Source organism: Xanthomonas protegens (genome assembly GCF_038442435.1).
Classification (GTDB): domain Bacteria; phylum Pseudomonadota; class Gammaproteobacteria; order Xanthomonadales; family Xanthomonadaceae; genus Xanthomonas_A; species Xanthomonas_A sontii.
Genome location: NZ_JAQJCQ010000026.1, coordinates 1 through 15,803, shown reverse-complemented (window position 1 = coordinate 15,803; position 15,803 = coordinate 1). Strand labels below are relative to the sequence as shown.

15 protein-coding genes are annotated in these 15,803 nt (G+C 70.0%); 8 read left to right on the top strand and 7 right to left on the bottom strand.

The genetic code is table 11. The features are described from left to right. Window positions 1-55: 55 nt before the first annotated feature. The 3 genes from PIQ37_RS20120 to rpsU form a co-directional block, all read right to left on the bottom strand. Window positions 56-970: a YihY/virulence factor BrkB family protein gene (locus PIQ37_RS20120; protein WP_342074826.1), complete on the bottom strand. Its 915-nt coding sequence runs from the start codon at window positions 968-970 to the stop codon at window positions 56-58. A gap of 141 nt (window positions 971-1,111) precedes the next feature. After that, complete coding sequence (locus PIQ37_RS20115) at window positions 1,112-1,558, bottom strand: GatB/YqeY domain-containing protein (protein WP_342074825.1); 447 nt, start codon at window positions 1,556-1,558, stop codon at window positions 1,112-1,114. Window positions 1,559-1,804: 246 nt separating this feature from the next. Beyond that, complete coding sequence (gene rpsU, locus PIQ37_RS20110; protein ID WP_003465342.1) at window positions 1,805-2,020, bottom strand: 30S ribosomal protein S21; 216 nt, start codon at window positions 2,018-2,020, stop codon at window positions 1,805-1,807. A 122-nt stretch (window positions 2,021-2,142) separates the two neighbouring features. On the opposite strand from rpsU, the gene tsaD reads away from it, so the two are divergent. The 7 genes from tsaD to PIQ37_RS20075 all read left to right on the top strand — a co-directional run bounded on the left by tsaD (window position 2,143) and on the right by PIQ37_RS20075 (window position 11,203). Next, the gene (gene tsaD, locus PIQ37_RS20105; RefSeq protein WP_342074824.1) at window positions 2,143-3,225 is read left to right on the top strand and encodes a tRNA (adenosine(37)-N6)-threonylcarbamoyltransferase complex transferase subunit TsaD; all 1,083 of its coding nucleotides are present in this window, start codon (window positions 2,143-2,145) and stop codon (window positions 3,223-3,225) included. Between the two features lie 71 nt (window positions 3,226-3,296). Beyond that, window positions 3,297-3,650: a dihydroneopterin aldolase gene (folB, locus tag PIQ37_RS20100; RefSeq protein ID WP_017912042.1), complete on the top strand. Its 354-nt coding sequence runs from the start codon at window positions 3,297-3,299 to the stop codon at window positions 3,648-3,650. Beyond that, on the top strand, window positions 3,647-4,966 hold the full coding sequence (locus PIQ37_RS20095) for a mechanosensitive ion channel family protein (RefSeq protein ID WP_342074823.1): 1,320 nt from the start codon (window positions 3,647-3,649) through the stop codon (window positions 4,964-4,966). The genes folB and PIQ37_RS20095 overlap by 4 nt, the downstream gene beginning before the upstream one ends. 79 nt (window positions 4,967-5,045) lie before the next feature. Beyond that, window positions 5,046-6,494, top strand: coding sequence for a circularly permuted type 2 ATP-grasp protein (locus tag PIQ37_RS20090; RefSeq protein ID WP_010341631.1), 1,449 nt, complete (start codon window positions 5,046-5,048; stop codon window positions 6,492-6,494). Then, on the top strand, window positions 6,494-7,435 hold the full coding sequence (locus PIQ37_RS20085; RefSeq protein ID WP_017908619.1) for an alpha-E domain-containing protein: 942 nt from the start codon (window positions 6,494-6,496) through the stop codon (window positions 7,433-7,435). The genes PIQ37_RS20090 and PIQ37_RS20085 overlap by 1 nt, the downstream gene beginning before the upstream one ends. A gap of 255 nt (window positions 7,436-7,690) precedes the next feature. Beyond that, the gene (locus PIQ37_RS20080; RefSeq protein ID WP_342074822.1) at window positions 7,691-9,868 is read left to right on the top strand and encodes a glycoside hydrolase family 3 N-terminal domain-containing protein; all 2,178 of its coding nucleotides are present in this window, start codon (window positions 7,691-7,693) and stop codon (window positions 9,866-9,868) included. A gap of 186 nt (window positions 9,869-10,054) precedes the next feature. Then, window positions 10,055-11,203, top strand: a complete 1,149-nt coding sequence (locus tag PIQ37_RS20075; RefSeq protein WP_342074821.1) for a PQQ-dependent sugar dehydrogenase — start codon at window positions 10,055-10,057, stop codon at window positions 11,201-11,203. 233 nt (window positions 11,204-11,436) lie between these two features. Here the strand turns inward: PIQ37_RS20075 and PIQ37_RS20070 are convergent, their stop codons facing one another. Then, entirely contained in the window at window positions 11,437-11,745 is a 309-nt protein-coding gene (locus PIQ37_RS20070; RefSeq protein ID WP_342074820.1) for a hypothetical protein, read from the bottom strand. A gap of 168 nt (window positions 11,746-11,913) precedes the next feature. Between PIQ37_RS20070 and PIQ37_RS20065 the strand changes: the two genes are divergently transcribed. Continuing rightward, the gene (locus PIQ37_RS20065; RefSeq protein WP_342074819.1) at window positions 11,914-12,420 is read left to right on the top strand and encodes a hypothetical protein; all 507 of its coding nucleotides are present in this window, start codon (window positions 11,914-11,916) and stop codon (window positions 12,418-12,420) included. Window positions 12,421-12,542: 122 nt separating this feature from the next. Here PIQ37_RS20065 and PIQ37_RS20060 read toward each other — a convergent pair whose 3' ends face one another. From PIQ37_RS20060 to PIQ37_RS20050, 3 genes are all read right to left on the bottom strand, one after another. Continuing rightward, window positions 12,543-13,040 carry a hypothetical protein gene (locus PIQ37_RS20060; RefSeq protein WP_048489591.1) on the bottom strand — a complete coding sequence of 166 codons (498 nt, stop codon included), beginning with the start codon at window positions 13,038-13,040 and terminating at the stop codon, window positions 12,543-12,545. Window positions 13,041-13,127: 87 nt separating this feature from the next. Beyond that, entirely contained in the window at window positions 13,128-14,423 is a 1,296-nt protein-coding gene (locus PIQ37_RS20055) for an amino acid permease (protein ID WP_160945700.1), read from the bottom strand. Next, window positions 14,420-15,133, bottom strand: a complete 714-nt coding sequence (locus PIQ37_RS20050; protein ID WP_342074835.1) for a L,D-transpeptidase family protein — start codon at window positions 15,131-15,133, stop codon at window positions 14,420-14,422. Before PIQ37_RS20050 ends, PIQ37_RS20055 begins: the two co-directional genes overlap by 4 nt. Between the last annotated feature and the right edge of the window lie 670 nt (window positions 15,134-15,803).

Genomic DNA, 15,803 nt, shown 5'->3' with positions numbered 1-15,803 from the left:
GCATGCGCCGTCACGCTGGCCGCGCGCGGCCTGCGTGTGGTTCAGCGGCGTGCGGTCAGGGCGTCGGTGGTGCCTGCGCAGCGCTGCGCGGGTCGATCCCGGCAGCGACGAGCTTGCTGTGCGAGCGCAGGCGCTCGTCGATCACCGCGGTGATCAGCGCGCCGACGAAGAACACCACGGTGGCGTAGTAGATCCACACCAGCAGGATCACCAGCGCGCCCATCGAGCCGTAGGCGCTGCCCGGCGCGGCGGTGGCGATGTACAGGCCGATCGCGTAGCGCCCGGCCACGAACAGGCAGGCGGTGATCGCGCCGCCGATGATGGCCTGGCGCCATTCCACCCGGCGGTCGGGCAGGTAGTGATAGAGCACGGCGAAGGCCAGCACGTAGATCGCCAGGGTCGAGACATAGCCGACCGCCGGCAGCACCGACGGCATCCGTGCGAACACCACCTGCAGCACGGTGGTCAGGATCATCGAGATCAGCAGCAGAAAGCCCAGCCCCAGCACCACGCCGAAGGAGAACACGCGCTTCTTCAGCCAGGCCATGATGCCGTCCAGGCGCTGCTTATCGGTGCGGAAGATCAGGTTCAGCGCGTTCTGCAGCTGCGCAAAGACCGCGGTGGCGCCGACGAACAGCAGCAGGGTGCTCCACAGCCCCGCCAGCGAGCCCACGCTGGGCTGGTTCTTGGCGTTGTCGATCACCGTCTGCGCGACTTCGCGCGCGCCGTGCCCGGCCAGTTGCCCGATCTGCGCGATCAACGCTTCCTGCGCCTGCGGATACAGCGAGGCGGTGAGCCACAGCAGCAGCACCAGCAGCGGCGCCAGCGACAGCAGCGCGTAGAACGACAGCGACGCCGCCTGGGTCATCACGTCGATCTCGACGAAGCGCCGCACCAGCGCAGCCGGCAGGCTCTGCTGCAGGCGGTCGAGATGTTTGTGCAGGCGATCGGACGACAGGGGCATGGACATGGGCGCGGGACCTTCGGCGCGCGGCGTCGCAACGCCGGTCCCGCACTGCGCGCAGAAGGGGGCGCGGGCTTCCCGGCGTTGTAGCAGCCCGTCGCCGAAAGGCGGGTGAAGCCCGCCGCGCGCGCTAACGTATCGGTGCGGTCAGCCGGCCAACTGCTGCTTGACCAGCACCGAGACCTGGCCCATGTCGGCCTTGCCCGCGAGCATCGGCTTGAGCACGCCCATCAGCTTGCCCATGTCGGCCGGGCCAGCGGCGCCGGTCTGCGCGATCGCCGCCTGGATCGCGGCGACGATCTCGGCCTCGCCCATCTTGCTCGGCAGGTAGCGCTCGATCACCACGATCTCCTCGCGCTCCACCTGGGCCAGGTCGTCGCGGCCGGCGGCCTCGTACTGGCTCACCGAGTCCTTGCGCTGCTTGACCATTTTGTCCATCACCGCGATCACCGCGGCGTCGTCCATCTCCACGCGCTCGTCCACTTCCTTCTGCTTGATCGCGGCGTTGATCAGCCGGATCACGCCCAGGCTGTGCTTGTCGCCGGACTTCATCGCGGCCTTCATGTCGTCGGTGAGCTGCTGCTTGAGGGTCATGAGGGGCTCCACAGGGAAGAGAACAGGGGGAAGGGCATTCTAGGCAAGCGCGCTGGCGCTGGCCGTGGCCGAGGCGGCACGCGGGTGCCGAGGAACAGGGATGGGGCCGATGCCCCGCGGGGGGCGGAGCGCCTGGCCCAGGCGGAAGACGCACAAAAAGCCGGCGACGCTTGCGCGTGCCGGCTTCGTGGGCTTACCGTAGCGGATGCCGAAACCGGCACACCCCGCTACCGCAGGCCGCGATCCTCAGTACAGACGCTGGCGCTTGGTGACGTCGCGCGAGGTGCGACGCAGCTGGCGCTTCACCGCGGCAGCGGCCTTGCGCTTGCGTTCCTGGGTCGGCTTTTCGTAGAACTCGCGCTTGCGGGTTTCGGCCAGCACGCCGGCCTTTTCGCAGGTGCGCTTGAAGCGACGGAGCGCAAACTCGAAGGGCTCGTTCTCGCGGACTTTAACGCTGGGCATGGAATCTCCGGGACACAATGGTGACCGGGTCACGCCCGGCGAGCCGCACATTATAGCGACAGTTTCCGCGGCTGCAAGCACCCCGTTTGGCCTGCCGCCGATTCGGCCGCACAATGCAGTCCATGAACGTTCTCGGCATCGAATCCAGTTGCGACGAAACCGGCGTCGCCGTCTACGACACCAGCCGCTCCGGGGCGGCCGCGCTGCGCGCCCACGCGCTGTATAGCCAGATCGCCCTGCACGCCGAATACGGTGGGGTGGTGCCGGAGCTGGCCAGCCGCGACCACGTGCGCAAGCTGCTGCCGCTGATCCGCCAGACCCTGGCCGAGGCCGGCCTGCAGGTGCGCGACCTGGACGGGGTGGCCTACACCGCCGGCCCGGGCCTGGTCGGCGCGCTGCTGGTCGGTGCCGGCGTGGCCCGGGCCCTGGCCTGGGCGCTGGAGGTGCCGGCAATCGGCGTGCATCACATGGAAGGCCACCTGCTGGCGCCGCTGATGGAGGATCCGGACCCGGTGCACGGCGCGCCGGCGCCGCCGTTCGTGGCGCTGCTGGTCTCCGGCGGCCATACCCAGTTGATCGCGGTGGAGGCCATCGGCCGCTACCGCCTGCTCGGCGAGACCCTCGACGATGCCGCCGGCGAGGCCTTCGACAAGACCGCCAAGCTGATGGGGCTGCCGTATCCCGGCGGCCCGCAACTGGCCGCGCTGGCCACGCAGGGCACCTCGGGGCGGTTCCGCTTCGCGCGGCCGATGACCGACCGGCCCGGCCTGGACTTCAGCTTTTCCGGACTCAAGACCCAGGTGCTGCTAGCCTGGCGCGACAGCGACCAGTCCGACGCGGTGCGCGCCGACATCGCCCGCGGCTTCGAGGACGCGGTGGTGGACACGCTGGCGATCAAGTGCGAGCGCGCGCTGGAGGCCGCCGGCAGCGACACCATCGTGGTCGCCGGCGGCGTCGGCGCCAATCTGCGCCTGCGCGCCAAGCTGCAGGCGATGGCGCAGGCCCGCGGCGGCCGTGCCTGCTTCCCGCGCCCGGCGCTGTGCACCGACAACGGCGCGATGATCGCCTTCGCCGGCGCCCTGCGCCTGCAGGCCGGGTTGCACGACGCTGCGTCGGCGGTGCAGGTGACGCCGCGCTGGGACATGGCGACGCTGCCGCCGTTGGCGGCGGCGCGGGAGTCGGGAGTCGGGATTGGGGATTCGTAAAGCGGCTCACGCGCCGCTTTTGCCGTTGCTCTTACCATTCCCGAATCCCCATTCCCCAATCCCTGCTCCTCATGGATAAAGTCTTCATCGAAGGTCTGGAAATCGACGCGCTGATCGGCATCTACGATTGGGAGCGGCGGATCCGGCAGACGCTGCGCTTCGATCTGGAAATGGGCTTCGACAACCGCAAGCCCGCGGCCAGCGACGACATTGCCGACACGCTCAACTACAAGGCGGTGAGCAAGCGCCTGGTGGAGCTGGTCGAGCAGTCCGGCTACGGGCTGGTGGAAACCCTGGCCGAGCGCTGCGCGGAAGCGGTGCTGCAAGAATTCGACGTGCAGTGGCTGCGGCTGAAGCTGAGCAAGCCGGGCGCGGTGCGCGGGGCGCAGGCGGTGGGGGTCATCATCGAGCGCAGCCGCGCATGAGCACGCAGGCATCGCTGCCGTTCGCCAGCGCCGCGCCGGCGACGCTGCCCGGCGCGCGTTTCTTCGCCGACCTGCAGCACACCCTGGCGCCGTATCCCTGGGCCTACGACGCGATGGTGATCGTGGCGCTGCTGCTGGCGGCGTGGCTGGCCAACTGGGTGACCAAACGCATCCTGCTGCGCGGGCTGCGGCGGGCGCTGCGCGCCACCGTGCTCAGCGACAAGGTAGTGAAGCTGAGCGTGATCCCGCGCCTGGCCAACGTGATCCCGGCGCTGGTGCTGTCGCTGGGCATCGGCGCGGTGCCGCACCTGCCGGCGGTGATGGTCAGCGTGGTGCGCAACGTCTGCGCCGCCTTCATCGTGCTGACCGTGGCGCTGGCCTTGTCGCGCGTGCTGGATCTGCTCAACCACGTCTACGAGCGGCGCCCGGATGCGCACAACAAACCGATCAAGGGCTACATGCAGTTGCTCAAGATCGTGCTCGGCGTGGTCGCCGCGGTACTGATGGTGTCGGTGCTGGTCGACAAGTCGCCGGTGATCCTGCTCTCGGGCGTGGGCGCGATGATGGCGGTGCTGATCCTGGTGTTCCAGGACACGCTGCTGTCGCTGGTGGCCAGTGTCACCATCAGTTCCAACGACATGGTCCGCGTCGGCGACTGGATCGAGATGCCGCAGCAGAACGCCGACGGCGACGTGATCGACATCGCGCTGCATACGGTCAAGGTCCAGAACTGGGACAAGACCATCACCACCATCCCGACCAAGAAGCTGATCAGCGACTCGTTCAAGAACTGGCGCGGGATGAGCGAGGCCGGTGGGCGCCGGATCAAGCGCGCGCTGTACCTGGACCAGCACAGCGTGCGCTTCCTCGACGCCGCCGAGATCGAACAGATGCGGCAGTTGACCGTGCTGCGCGAGTACATCGACCGCAAGCGCGACGAACTCGGCGCCTGGAACGGGGCGCTGGCCGAACGCGGGGTGGCGCCGATCAATGGCAGGCGGATCACCAACCTCGGCACCTTCCGCGCCTACGTCGAGCACTACCTGCGCGCCAGCCCGCACGTGCGCCAGGACATGACCCTGCTGGTGCGGCAGCTGGAACCCGGCGCCAACGGCCTGCCGCTGGAGCTGTACTGCTTCGCCAACGACACCCGCTGGGCGATGTACGAGCAGATCCAGGCGGATCTGTTCGACCACCTGCTGGCGATCCTGCCCAATTTCGACCTGCGCGTGTTCCAGGCCTCCAGCGACGCGATGTTCATGGACAGCGCGCGGATCCGCCGCGCCCCGGACGCCGTGCCGCCGCCGGCGGCTTGACGGCTGTCACGTCTGCGGGCATGTTGCGGGACAACATGCCGGCGCCTCTCGCCGCCGGCCCGCAGCAACAAGGGGCGCGATGGACTGGAGCAAGTACCGCACGGCCACCTTCGACGAGCTGATCCAGTCCGACGGGCAGCCACGTCCGGCCGCGCGCCGGGTCATCGAGTACCTGTCCAGCCTCAGTGGACGCGAATTGTCCGAACGCCAGCTCGCCGCCGACGTCGCCGCGCGGGTCATGGGCATCACCTTCACCGTCTACTCCGACGGCCGCAACGTCGACCGCACCCTGCCGTTCGACCTGATTCCACGGGTGATCCCGCTGCACGAATGGCAGCGCACCGAGGCCGGGCTGAAGCAGCGCATGCGCGCGCTCAACCTGTTTATCGGCGACATCTATGGCGCCCAGCGCATCGTCAAGGACAAGGTGTTCCCGGCGATGCTGCTGGAGCACTCGGTGAACTTCCGCCCGCAGTGCGTGGGCATCACCCCGGCGCTTGGGGTGTGGGCGCATGTGTGCGGCTCGGACCTGGTGCGCGACGCCGACGGCACCCTGTACGCGCTGGAGGACAACCTGCGCATCCCCAGCGGCGTGTCGTACATGCTCGAGAACCGCATGGTCGCCAAGCGGGTGTTCCCGGAGCTGTTCGAGACCAGCGCGATCCTGCCGGTGGACGACTACCCGGCGCAGCTCTACGACACCCTGGCCGCGCTGTCGCCGCGCCCGGGCGACCAGCCGGTGATCGCGCTGCTGACCCCGGGCATCTTCAACAGCGCCTACTTCGAACACGCCTACCTGGCGCAGGCGATGGGCATCGAGCTGGTCGAGGGCGACGACCTGTTCGTGGCCGACGACGACTGCACCTACATGCGCACCGTGTACGGACCGCGCCGGGTCGACGTGATCTACCGCCGGGTCGACGACCTGTTCCTGGATCCGGAGGCGTTCCGCGCCGATTCGGTGCTGGGCGTGGCCGGGCTGATCCGCAGCTGGCGTGCCGGCAAGGTGGCGCTGGCCAATGCGCCGGGCGCCGGCGTGGCCGACGACAAGGTGGTGTTCGCCTACGTGCCGAAGATGATCCGCTACTACCTGGACGAGGAGCCGATCCTGCCCAACGTGCCCAGCTACCTGTGCCACGACGACAAGGACCGCCAGTACGTGCTCGAGCACCTGGACGAACTGGTGGTGAAGCCGGCCAACGAGTCCGGCGGCTACGGCATGCTGATCGGCCCGCGCTCGACCACGCGCCAGCGCGAGCAGTTCCGCAAGCTGATCCTGGCCGACCCGCGCAACTACATGGCGCAGCCGACCCTGGGCCTGTCCACCGCGCCGATCGTGACCGAGGCCGGGCCGGCGCCGCGGCACCTGGACCTGCGCCCGTTCATCCTCTCGCGCGAGGACGTCTACGTCACCACCGGCGGGTTGACCCGGGTGGCGATGGAGGAGGGCTCGCTGGTGGTCAATTCCTCGCAGGGCGGCGGCGCCAAGGACACCTGGGTGGTGGATCTGGACGAGGAGTTGGACTGATGCTCTCGCGCGTTGCCGACAACCTCTACTGGTTCAGCCGCTACGTGCGCCGCGCCGAGACCACCGCGCGGCTGGTCGGGGTGGGCAGCCTGCTGCAGTTGGACCTGCCGCGCTCGGTGCGCTTCGCCTGGCGGCCGATGATCGACACGGTCGGCGCTGGCGAGATCTTCGCGCTGTGGTTCCCCAACGCCGGCGACGACGTCGGCGACGCCGACGTGGTGCGCTTCCTGCTGCTGGACGAGCGCAATCCGTCCTCGCTGCGCAGTTCCGTGCAGTACGCGCGCGAACTGCTGCGCAGCATCCGCGACACCCTGCCGCAGGAGATCTGGGAAGCGGTCAACGACCTGCATCTGTACATCGACGCCAACGGCGAGCGCAGCGTCGGCCGCCGTTACCGCATGGAGTTCCTGGGCCACGTGACCGACGCCTGCCTGAAGGTGTCCGGGCTGCTGACCGCCAACGTCAGCCGCGACATCGGCTTCCAGTTCCTGCGCCTGGGCACGGCGATCGAGCAGGCCGACATGACCACGCGTATCATCGATGCCGGCGCCTCGGGCCTGATCACCCCGCGCAAGGCCGACGACCGCGAGGCCTACCAAGCCATGCAGTGGATGAGCGTGCTGCGCGCGCAGGCCGCCTACCAGATGTACCGCCGGCACGTGCGCCAGCGCGTCACCGGCGAGCAGGCGCTGCGTTTCCTGCTGCAGAACAACGACTTCCCGCGCAGCGTGCAGTTCTGCCTGGTCCGCGCCCAGCACATCCTGCCGACCATGCCGCCACGGCCGCCGGTGGAGCGCGCGCTGATGCGCATCAGCGGGCTGGTGCGCAACGCCGACCCGGCGTACCTGGCGCAGCACAACCCGGCCGGGTTCATGGACGAGATCCAGACCCATCTCGGCCACCTGCACAGCGCCATCGCCGAGGCCTACTTCAGCTCCTGAGCTGAGGCGGGTGGCCCGGGCGCCGCGCCAGCGGCCGGCCGCGGCGATCCGGGATCCACGCCGGGCCGGGCCCGGCTTTCCCTCGAGTTCCCCCTAGGCGGCGCGCCCTTCGCCGGCGTATGGTGCGCGGCGGCCGGGCCGGACCCGGTCGGTAGACAGTTTTATGAATAGGCGATTCCGGCGCCGGAACTTGCCCCATCGACTGGCCGCAGAGCTAGAATTGGCGGCTATGTAAACGTTTTCTCAAAGGACCCCATGGCTTCGGATCGTATCGAATCGCTCATCGCCCGCATGACCGTCGAGGAGAAGGTCGGCCAGCTCGGCGTCTTCGCCGACATGGTGCGCCCGTTCGCCCCCGACGTGAATCCGGAAGCCAACGTCCGCAATGCCGACGAGGTGCTGCAGCAGGTGCGCGCCGGCCGGGTCGGCTCGCTGTTCAACGGCGTCGGCGCGGAACTGGGGCGGCGCATCCAGCAGGTGGCGCTGGAGGAGAGCCGGCTGGGGATCCCGGTGATCCTGGCCGCGGACGTGATCCATGGCATGCGCACGGTGTTCCCGATCCCGCTGGGCGAGGCCGCCAGCTTCGAGCCGGAACTGGCCGAGCGCACCGCGCGTGCCACCGCGATCGAGGCCACCGCCGCCGGCATCCACTGGACCTACGCGCCGGCGGTGGACATCGCCCGCGACCAGCGCTGGGGCCGCGGTGCCGAGGGCGCCGGCGAGGACGTGGTGCTGGGCTGCGCCTTCGCCGCCGCACGGGTGCGTGGCTTCCACGGGCCGGACCTGCGCGCCGACGACGCGCTGCTGGCCACGCCCAAGCACTTCGCCGCCTACGGCGCGGTCGCCGCCGGCATGGAGTACGCCAGCGTCGACATCGCCCCGCAGACCCTGCGCGACGTGCATCTGCCGCCGTTCCAGGCCGCCTTCGAGGCCGGCGCGCTGAGCGTGATGACCTCCTTCAACGACATCAACGGCGTGCCGGCCAGCGCCAACCACGAACTGCTGACCGAGATCCTGCGCGGCGAATGGAAATTCCCCGGCGTGGTGATCTCCGACTACACCGCCGACATGGAGCTGATCGCGCACGGCTATGCCGCCGACGAGCGCGACGCGACCAAGAAGGCGTTCCTGGCCGGCATGGACATGAGCATGCAGAGCGGCTTCTACGCCGCGCACCTGCCGTCGCTGGTGGAGGACGGCGAGGTGCCGATGGCGCTGCTGGATGCCTCGGTGCGCCGCGTGCTGGAACTGAAGGAGGCCATCGGCCTGCTCGACGATCCGTACCGTTCGCTGGACCCGGCGCGCGAGGCCGACTCGTCGCACATCGCCGCGCACGATGCGCTGGCGCGCGACGCGGCGCGGCGTTCGATCGTGCTGCTGAAGAACGACGGCCCGGTGCTGCCGCTGCGCAAGCAGGGCCAGAAGATCGCGCTGATCGGCCCGTTCGTGCAGGACCGCGACAATATCGAGGGCTGCTGGACCCTGTTCGGCGACAAGAGCCGCTACGTGACCCTGGAAGCCGGCGTGCGCGCCGCGCTGGACGACGCGCAGGCGCTGACCGTGGTGCCCGGTTGTGGCCTGGAAGCGCCGCTGGATGGCGGCATCGAGGCCGCGGTGGCCGCCGCGCGCGCCGCCGACGTGGTGGTGCTGGCGCTGGGCGAGCCGCAGCGCTACAGCGGCGAGGCGCAGTCGCGCACGCAGATCGTGCTGCCGCCGGCGCAGCAGGCGCTGGCCGAGGCGGTCGCCGCCACCGGCACGCCGCTGGTGGTGCTGCTGCGCAACGGCCGCGCGCTGGCGCTGCAGGGCGCGGTGCGCGACGCCGCGGCGATCGCGGTGACCTGGTACCTGGGCACGCAGACCGGCCCGGCGGTGGCCGACGTGCTGTTCGGCGACTACAACCCGTCCGCGCGCCTGCCGGTGAGCTTCCCGCTCGATGCCGGGCAGCAGCCGTACTTCTACAACCACCCGCGCACCGGCCGGCCGGAACTGCCGACGATGAGCGAGTTCAAGTCGCGCTGGCGCGAGGTGCCGAACGCGCCGCTGTATCCGTTCGGCCATGGCCTCGGCTACACGCAGTTCGCCTACGGCGCGCCGCAGCTCGACCGCACCCAGGTCGGCTGGGACGATACCCTGACCGTGACCACGCGCATCGACAACGTCGGCGAGCGCGAGGGCGAGGAAGTGGTGCAGCTGTACATCCACGACCGCGTCGCCAGCCGGGTGCGCCCGGTGCGCGAGCTGAAGGCGTTCCGCAAGGTGCGGCTGGCGGCGGGCGAGGGCATGGAGGTCAGCTTCACCCTCGACCGCCACGCGCTGGCCTTCACCGGCCGCGACGGGCACTGCACGGCCGAGCCGGGCCTGTTCGACCTGTGGGTGTGCGCGTCCTCGGCCAGCGGCGAGCCGGTCGCCTTCGAGCTGCTGCCGCAGGGTTGATCGCCGCATCGCGGCGTCGCGGGCGCGGGCAGCGCCCGCCGCCGCAGCGACGTTCTTGAATACGCGACGTGTCTACCGGACCCGTCGCCGTGACGTGACCGCGGCCACGCCCTGGCCGCGGCATGCTTGCCGTGCACGCGGGCTCTGCTAGGTTCGGGATTCGACCCCAACCGATAGGTGCACGTCATGCGAACTCCCCTGGGTTTGGCTTGCGCGCTGGCCATGGGCCTGGCGATCTCCGCGGCGCACGCCGCGCCCGCCGATACAGCCCCCGCCGCCGAGCGGCGCGGCGACTGGCCGTTCTCGGCGACGCCGGTCGCCACTTTCAACGAACCGTGGGCGATGAGCTTCCTGCCCGACGGCACCGCCTTGGTCAGCGAGAAAGGCGGCACGCTCAAGCGCATCGACCCGGTCAGCGGCCACACCGGCACGGTCAGCGGCGTTCCCACCGTGGCGTACGGCGGCCAGGGCGGTCTCGGCGACGTGCTGCCGCATCCGGGCTTCGCCAAGAACGGCTGGGTCTACCTGAGCTACGCCGAACCCGGCAGCGGCGACACCCGCGGCGCGGCGGTGATGCGCGCCAAGCTGACGCTCGACAACAACGGCGGCGGCACCCTCTCGCAGCAGCAGGTGATCTGGCGGCAGCAGCCCAAGGTGTCCGGCAACGGCCACTTCGGCCATCGGCTGGCGTTCGGCCCGGACGGCAAGCTGTGGATCAGTTCCAGCGAGCGGCAGAAGTTCGATCCGGCGCAGGACATGAGCGGCAACCTGGGCAAGATCGTGCGCCTCAATGACGATGGCAGCGTGCCGGCCGACAACCCGTTCGCCAACCGCGGCGGCGTCGCCGCGCAGGTGTGGTCGCTGGGCCACCGCAACGTGCTCGGCCTGGCCTTCGACGCCAACGGCCGGTTGTGGGAACACGAAATGGGCCCGGCCGGCGGCGACGAGCTGAACCTGATCCAGCGCGGCGCCAATTACGGCTACCCGATCGTGTCCAATGGCGACCATTACGACGGCCGCCCGATCCCCGACCACAGCACGCGCCCGGAATTCGCCGCGCCCAAGGTGAGCTGGACACCGGTGATCTCGCCGGCCGGCTTCGTCATCTACAACGGCAGCCGTTTCCCGCAATGGCGCGGCAACGGCTTCATCGGCGGCCTGTCCTCGCAGTCGCTGGTGCGGATCGAGTTCAACGGCGAGACCGCACGCGAGGCTGCCCGCTACGACATGGGCAAGCGCATCCGCGAAGTGGAGCAGGGGCCGGATGGCGCGCTGTGGCTGCTGGAGGACGGCGCCGGTGGGCGGTTGCTGAAGTTGCAGCCGCTGGAGAGCTGAGCATTACACCCGGCAGCGGCGGTTGCGCCGCTGCCGGGTGGAGCGGGGTGGGTCTCGGGCGCCTGTCGATGCGTCGGTGCCGGCGGGCGTGGAGTGCAATTAGGAACAACAACAACGCTCGCTGCCATCGTAGGAGCGGCTTCAGCCGCGATGGGCGTGACCAGGAAAGCCCATCGCGGCTGAAGCCGCTCCTACAACCCGCTCCTACAATCGTGGAACGCGGCGCGCCCGCCTTATTCGCTGTTGCCGGCCCGCTCCCAGGCGCGACGCACCGCGTGGCGCGCCTTGCTCCAGCTCAGCGTCTGCGAACCCTTGTTCTGGTCCCAGTCGCGGTGCAGTTCCGCTTCCACCTGCTCGTAGGCGCGATTGAAGTCGCGGATGCGCGCCTCGTGGCCGGCGTGGTAGGCGGGCTCGTAGTCTTCGAACCGCTCGCCCTCGCTGTAATAGGGCTCGTCGGCGAAGCGATCGCGCCAGTATTGCGAGACGGTGCTGCGGTCCTCGTCATTGGGGGCGCGGCCGGGGATCTGATACGGAACGCTCATCGTGGGTCTCCGTTGCGGTGAATACGCCCCACGCTAGTCAGACGCCCGTTAAGCCGGTCCCTGCGCGGCGTGATCGCGCTATGAAACATTCATGCCTTTTGGCAGGCTGCGTAGACGCCCACCGTGGCTTACGATCCGCCGCGACATCCCTCTCTTTCCGGCAGACCCATGGCCGCCACCGGCATCGCCTTGTTGACCCCGTACCTGGCCACGGCTGGCGTCGGCTGGCTGTATTACCGGCGCATCCGCCGCTACTTCGGCCGCCAGCCCTGGCAGCCGCGGCGCACCAGCGTGCGGTTGGGGTTCCTGTTGCTGGTCGCGGCCTTGCTGGCGTGGCTTGCCGTGCACCTGCCCGCCGTGCGCTTGGGCATGGGGTTGGGCGCGGTGGGCGGCGCCGCGCTGGGCGCCTTCGCCCTGCACCACACGCGCATCGAGCTGCAGGACGGCGCGCGCTGGTACACGCCCAATCCGTGGATCGGCGCCGCGCTGAGCGTGCTGTTGCTCGGGCGTCTGGCCTGGCGCTGGGCCAGCGGCGCCTTCGCCGGCGGCAGCGCGGAAACCCTTCAGAACGCCAGTCCGCTGACCATGAGCATCGCCGCGGCACTGATCGCCTATGGGCTGGTATACGCCGCCGGCCTTTTGGTGCGTATGCGGTCGCTGACGCCGGCCACCTGACGAACGACGCGCCTGCCGATGACGACGCCATGGCGGCGGATCTTCGGGCCGTGCAGCCGCGTCAGTACGGAACTGCGCAACGGAGCGCGGCTCGCGCCAGGCCTGGCCCAGCCGGCGTGAGGTCAGTGCGCGGCAGCCGCCGCTTCGTAAGGCAAGGCCGTGGTGCCGGCCGCGCGCAGCGGCGCATCGGCGGCGTCCAACTGTTCCGGCTCGCCCTCGATCACCACCAGGATGCGTCCGGCCTCGATTTCCTCTTCGAAGTTGCGCCGCACCGGGTCCGGCACGGTGGACCCGACCAGGGCCGAGGACCAACTGCCGACCAGGGCGCCGGCGATGGCCATGACCCCGGCACCGGCCAGGGTGATGCCCAGCGGCGGCACCGCGATCGCCGCCAGCCCGGCCAGCAGCCCGGCCGCACCGCCGCCCAGGGCGCCACGCGCCGCGGCCGGCACGGTGTCGGTCTTGCCTTCCTTGCGGTCGTCGGGGATCGCTTCCAGTTCGATGTCGCCGCGCGCGACCAGCGACAGGTCGTCGTTGTCGAGACCGGCGCTGCGCGCGGCCTGCAGCGCACGCGTGGCGGTGGGCAGATCCGGAGCGCTGTAGACGCGGCGTCGTTTCATGGCGGGGGACCCTTGCTGGAGGGCATCCAGCGTCCGGGCGCCGCGGTTATCCGCGTGTGACCTGCGCGCAAGGCGGCGTGAAGGCGTTCACGCCGCGTCCTTGCGCGGGAACCGGTAGAACAGCGCGCCGACCAGCAGCGCCACGCCCGCGGCGGCCAGGTTCTGCCAGCTGGCGCTGAGCAGCAGCGCCAGCGCCAGCAACAGCGCCGCCAGCGGGATCAGCGGCCCGCCCGGCAGCCGCAGCGCGCCGGGTCGATCGCGATAGCGCCGTGCCAGCACCAGCACCGCCGCGGCGGTGCCGATGTAGGCGAACAGGCGGGTGACCATCGACAGCAGCGCCAGTTGCACGAACGAGCCGGACAGCGCCAACGCCAGCGACAGCACGCCCTGCAGCAGGATCGCCGCGGCCGGCGTGCGGAAGCGTGGATGCACCCGCGCCAGGAACGCCGGGCCGTAGCCGTCCTTGGCCAGCGCGAACAGGAAGCGCGGCCCCAGCATCACCGTATTGCTGGTGGTGCCGAGGATGGAGATGGTGGCGCCCACGGTGAGGATCAGCGCCAGCGCCTCGCCACCGAAGCCGCTGGCGGCATCGGCCAGCGGCGTTGCCGACTGCGCCACATTGGGCAGCGTGCCCTGCGCCACCACCTGCACCGCGGCATAGATCAGGGTGACGGTGACGATCATGGTGATCAGCGCGAACGGCACGTCGCGGCGCGGATTGCGGTATTCGCCCGCGGCGGCCGGGATGTTCTCGAAGCCGGCGTAGGCGAACAGCAGCAGCAACGCCGCCTCGCCGAGGTTGCCGACATCGCGCGGGTCCGGGGTCTTGCCCGAGAACGCCCACGACCAGTCCACGTAGAACACGCCGATCGCCACGAACAGCAGCAGCGGCACCAGCTTGCCGATCACCAGCGCCACGCCGGTGCGCGCGGCCGACTTCACCCCGATCACGTTGATCGCGGTGAGCAGGCCGAGCGAGCCGACCACGATGCCCAGGCGCGCGCCGCCGCCGGCTGCGGCCGGCCAGAAGCGCACCACCGCATCGGCCAGACCGTTGCTCAGCGCCGCCGCCGAACTGATCCGGGTCAGCCAGATCATCCAGCCGATCTCGAAGCCGGCGAAGCGGCCGAACGCCTCGCGCGCATACAGATAGCTGCCGCCTGGCTCGTCGAAGTAGCTGGCCGCCTGCGCGTAACACAGCACGAGCAGCGCCACCGCCACACCAGCCAGCAGCACCGCCCACAGGCTCAGCGGCCCGAGCAGGGCAGCGGTGGCTGCCGGCAGCAGGTAGATGCCGCTGCCGATCACGTCGTTGATCGACAGCCCGACGATCTGCCAGCGGCTGACCGCACGCACCAGCCCGGGTTGCGGCGCCTGGCTCACGGTGCCGGCTCCACGGCCGGCAATGCCCAGTCGGCCCGAAGGCGCTGGTAGGCACTGCGCGGCAACAGCACGAACAGCGGCGCGGCGGACGGCCGCAGCCACGCCAGCAGCCCCCGCATGTCGGCCGGCTGCATCGCGGTGCAGCCGGCGGTGGGCGCGCCCGGGGCGCGCCACAGGTGGGCGAAGATGCAGCTGCCGGCGCCGGGCGTGGCCTGCGCGTTGTGCTGGATCACGAAGCCTTCGCGGTAACGCTGGTCGCCGGCGTGTTGCAGGTCCAGGCGCATCGGTTCGGTGGACCCTGCGACCGCGTCCTTGCCGACCTTGTCGGCATCGACGATCTGGTTGTACAGCGGCGATCCGGGCACATCGATGCAGTAGTTGCTCTGCTGCATCGCCTGGTAGGGCATGGCGCTGTCGATGCGCGGCGCATAGCCGAAGGCTTCGCCGATGGTGAACACGCCGGCCGGGCTGCGGCCGTCGCCTTCGCGTTTGTGCGGGCCGTTCGTCTGCGCCGGATGCAGGCCCAGGCCCCAGGCGCTGCCGTGACTGCCGAGACTCACGTCGAAGGCCTTGCCCTGCGCGCGCCAGCCTTGCGCATCCCGCTCGAACGCCTGCAACGTGCCCTGCGGGCTGTCCCAGTCCGGCGCCAGTACCAGGATCAGCTGCTGCGCGCGCTGCAGCGCGGGCACGGCGGCGTTGTCGGCGGCCATGCCTGGCGCGGCGATCAGGGCACACAGCAGGGCCAGGCCGATGCGCCAGGCGCGGTGGCGGCTGGCGTGCGGTGGCGCGGCAGGGGACCGATGGAGCAGGGGCATGGGCATCTCCGGGGCGGCATGGGCGCGATGGACGCGCCATGGGTGAACGGTAGCGCAGTTGCGGGGCGGATGGCGTGCGCTGGTGCCGTTGGCTTGCCGGCAACTAGGCCGATGCAGTGGATGGTGGGTGATGTCTGTGCTGGTGACCTGTGGGCGGTGGTATGGGTGTTGTGTAGTGAGTGCCCGCGCTGCACCAGGGCAAGCTGATCCATGCCGTTGCCGTTGCCGTTGCCGTTGCCGTTGCCGTTGCTGTTTCTGTCGCTGTCGCTGTCGCTGTTGCTGTCGCCGTCGCCGTCGCCGTCGCCGTCGCTGTTGCTCCTGCTCCTGCTCTTGCTCTTGCTCTTGCTTCTGTTGTTGCTGTTGTTCTGGCTTTTGACTTACCGGGTTCCCTTCCGAAGCGGCGAACCAGGCGGGAAAAACCCGAAGGGCGGCGCACATGGATGTGCGCCGTCCGCGGCAGGGGCAGGATGCCCCTTCCGCGGATCCCGTCTGGTTCGCGGACCCGGAGCGCGAAGCGCGGAGGGCGCGTAGGCAGGGCGCGCTTTCTTTTGGTTACCTTTTCTTT

Bases quoted from the DNA above. Each gene is read 5' to 3' on its own strand.
- PIQ37_RS20120 (WP_342074826.1), bottom strand. From the start codon at position 970: ATGTCCATGCCCCTGTCGTCCGATCGCCTGCACAAACATCTCGACCGC.
- PIQ37_RS20115 (WP_342074825.1), bottom strand. From the start codon at position 1,558: ATGACCCTCAAGCAGCAGCTCACCGACGACATGAAGGCCGCGATGAAG.
- rpsU (WP_003465342.1), bottom strand. From the start codon at position 2,020: ATGCCCAGCGTTAAAGTCCGCGAGAACGAGCCCTTCGAGTTTGCGCTC.
- tsaD (WP_342074824.1), top strand. From the start codon at position 2,143: ATGAACGTTCTCGGCATCGAATCCAGTTGCGACGAAACCGGCGTCGCC.
- folB (WP_017912042.1), top strand. From the start codon at position 3,297: ATGGATAAAGTCTTCATCGAAGGTCTGGAAATCGACGCGCTGATCGGC.
- PIQ37_RS20095 (WP_342074823.1), top strand. From the start codon at position 3,647: ATGAGCACGCAGGCATCGCTGCCGTTCGCCAGCGCCGCGCCGGCGACG.
- PIQ37_RS20090 (WP_010341631.1), top strand. From the start codon at position 5,046: ATGGACTGGAGCAAGTACCGCACGGCCACCTTCGACGAGCTGATCCAG.
- PIQ37_RS20085 (WP_017908619.1), top strand. From the start codon at position 6,494: ATGCTCTCGCGCGTTGCCGACAACCTCTACTGGTTCAGCCGCTACGTG.
- PIQ37_RS20080 (WP_342074822.1), top strand. From the start codon at position 7,691: ATGGCTTCGGATCGTATCGAATCGCTCATCGCCCGCATGACCGTCGAG.
- PIQ37_RS20075 (WP_342074821.1), top strand. From the start codon at position 10,055: ATGCGAACTCCCCTGGGTTTGGCTTGCGCGCTGGCCATGGGCCTGGCG.
- PIQ37_RS20070 (WP_342074820.1), bottom strand. From the start codon at position 11,745: ATGAGCGTTCCGTATCAGATCCCCGGCCGCGCCCCCAATGACGAGGAC.
- PIQ37_RS20065 (WP_342074819.1), top strand. From the start codon at position 11,914: ATGGCCGCCACCGGCATCGCCTTGTTGACCCCGTACCTGGCCACGGCT.
- PIQ37_RS20060 (WP_048489591.1), bottom strand. From the start codon at position 13,040: ATGAAACGACGCCGCGTCTACAGCGCTCCGGATCTGCCCACCGCCACG.
- PIQ37_RS20050 (WP_342074835.1), bottom strand. From the start codon at position 15,133: ATGGCCGCCGACAACGCCGCCGTGCCCGCGCTGCAGCGCGCGCAGCAG.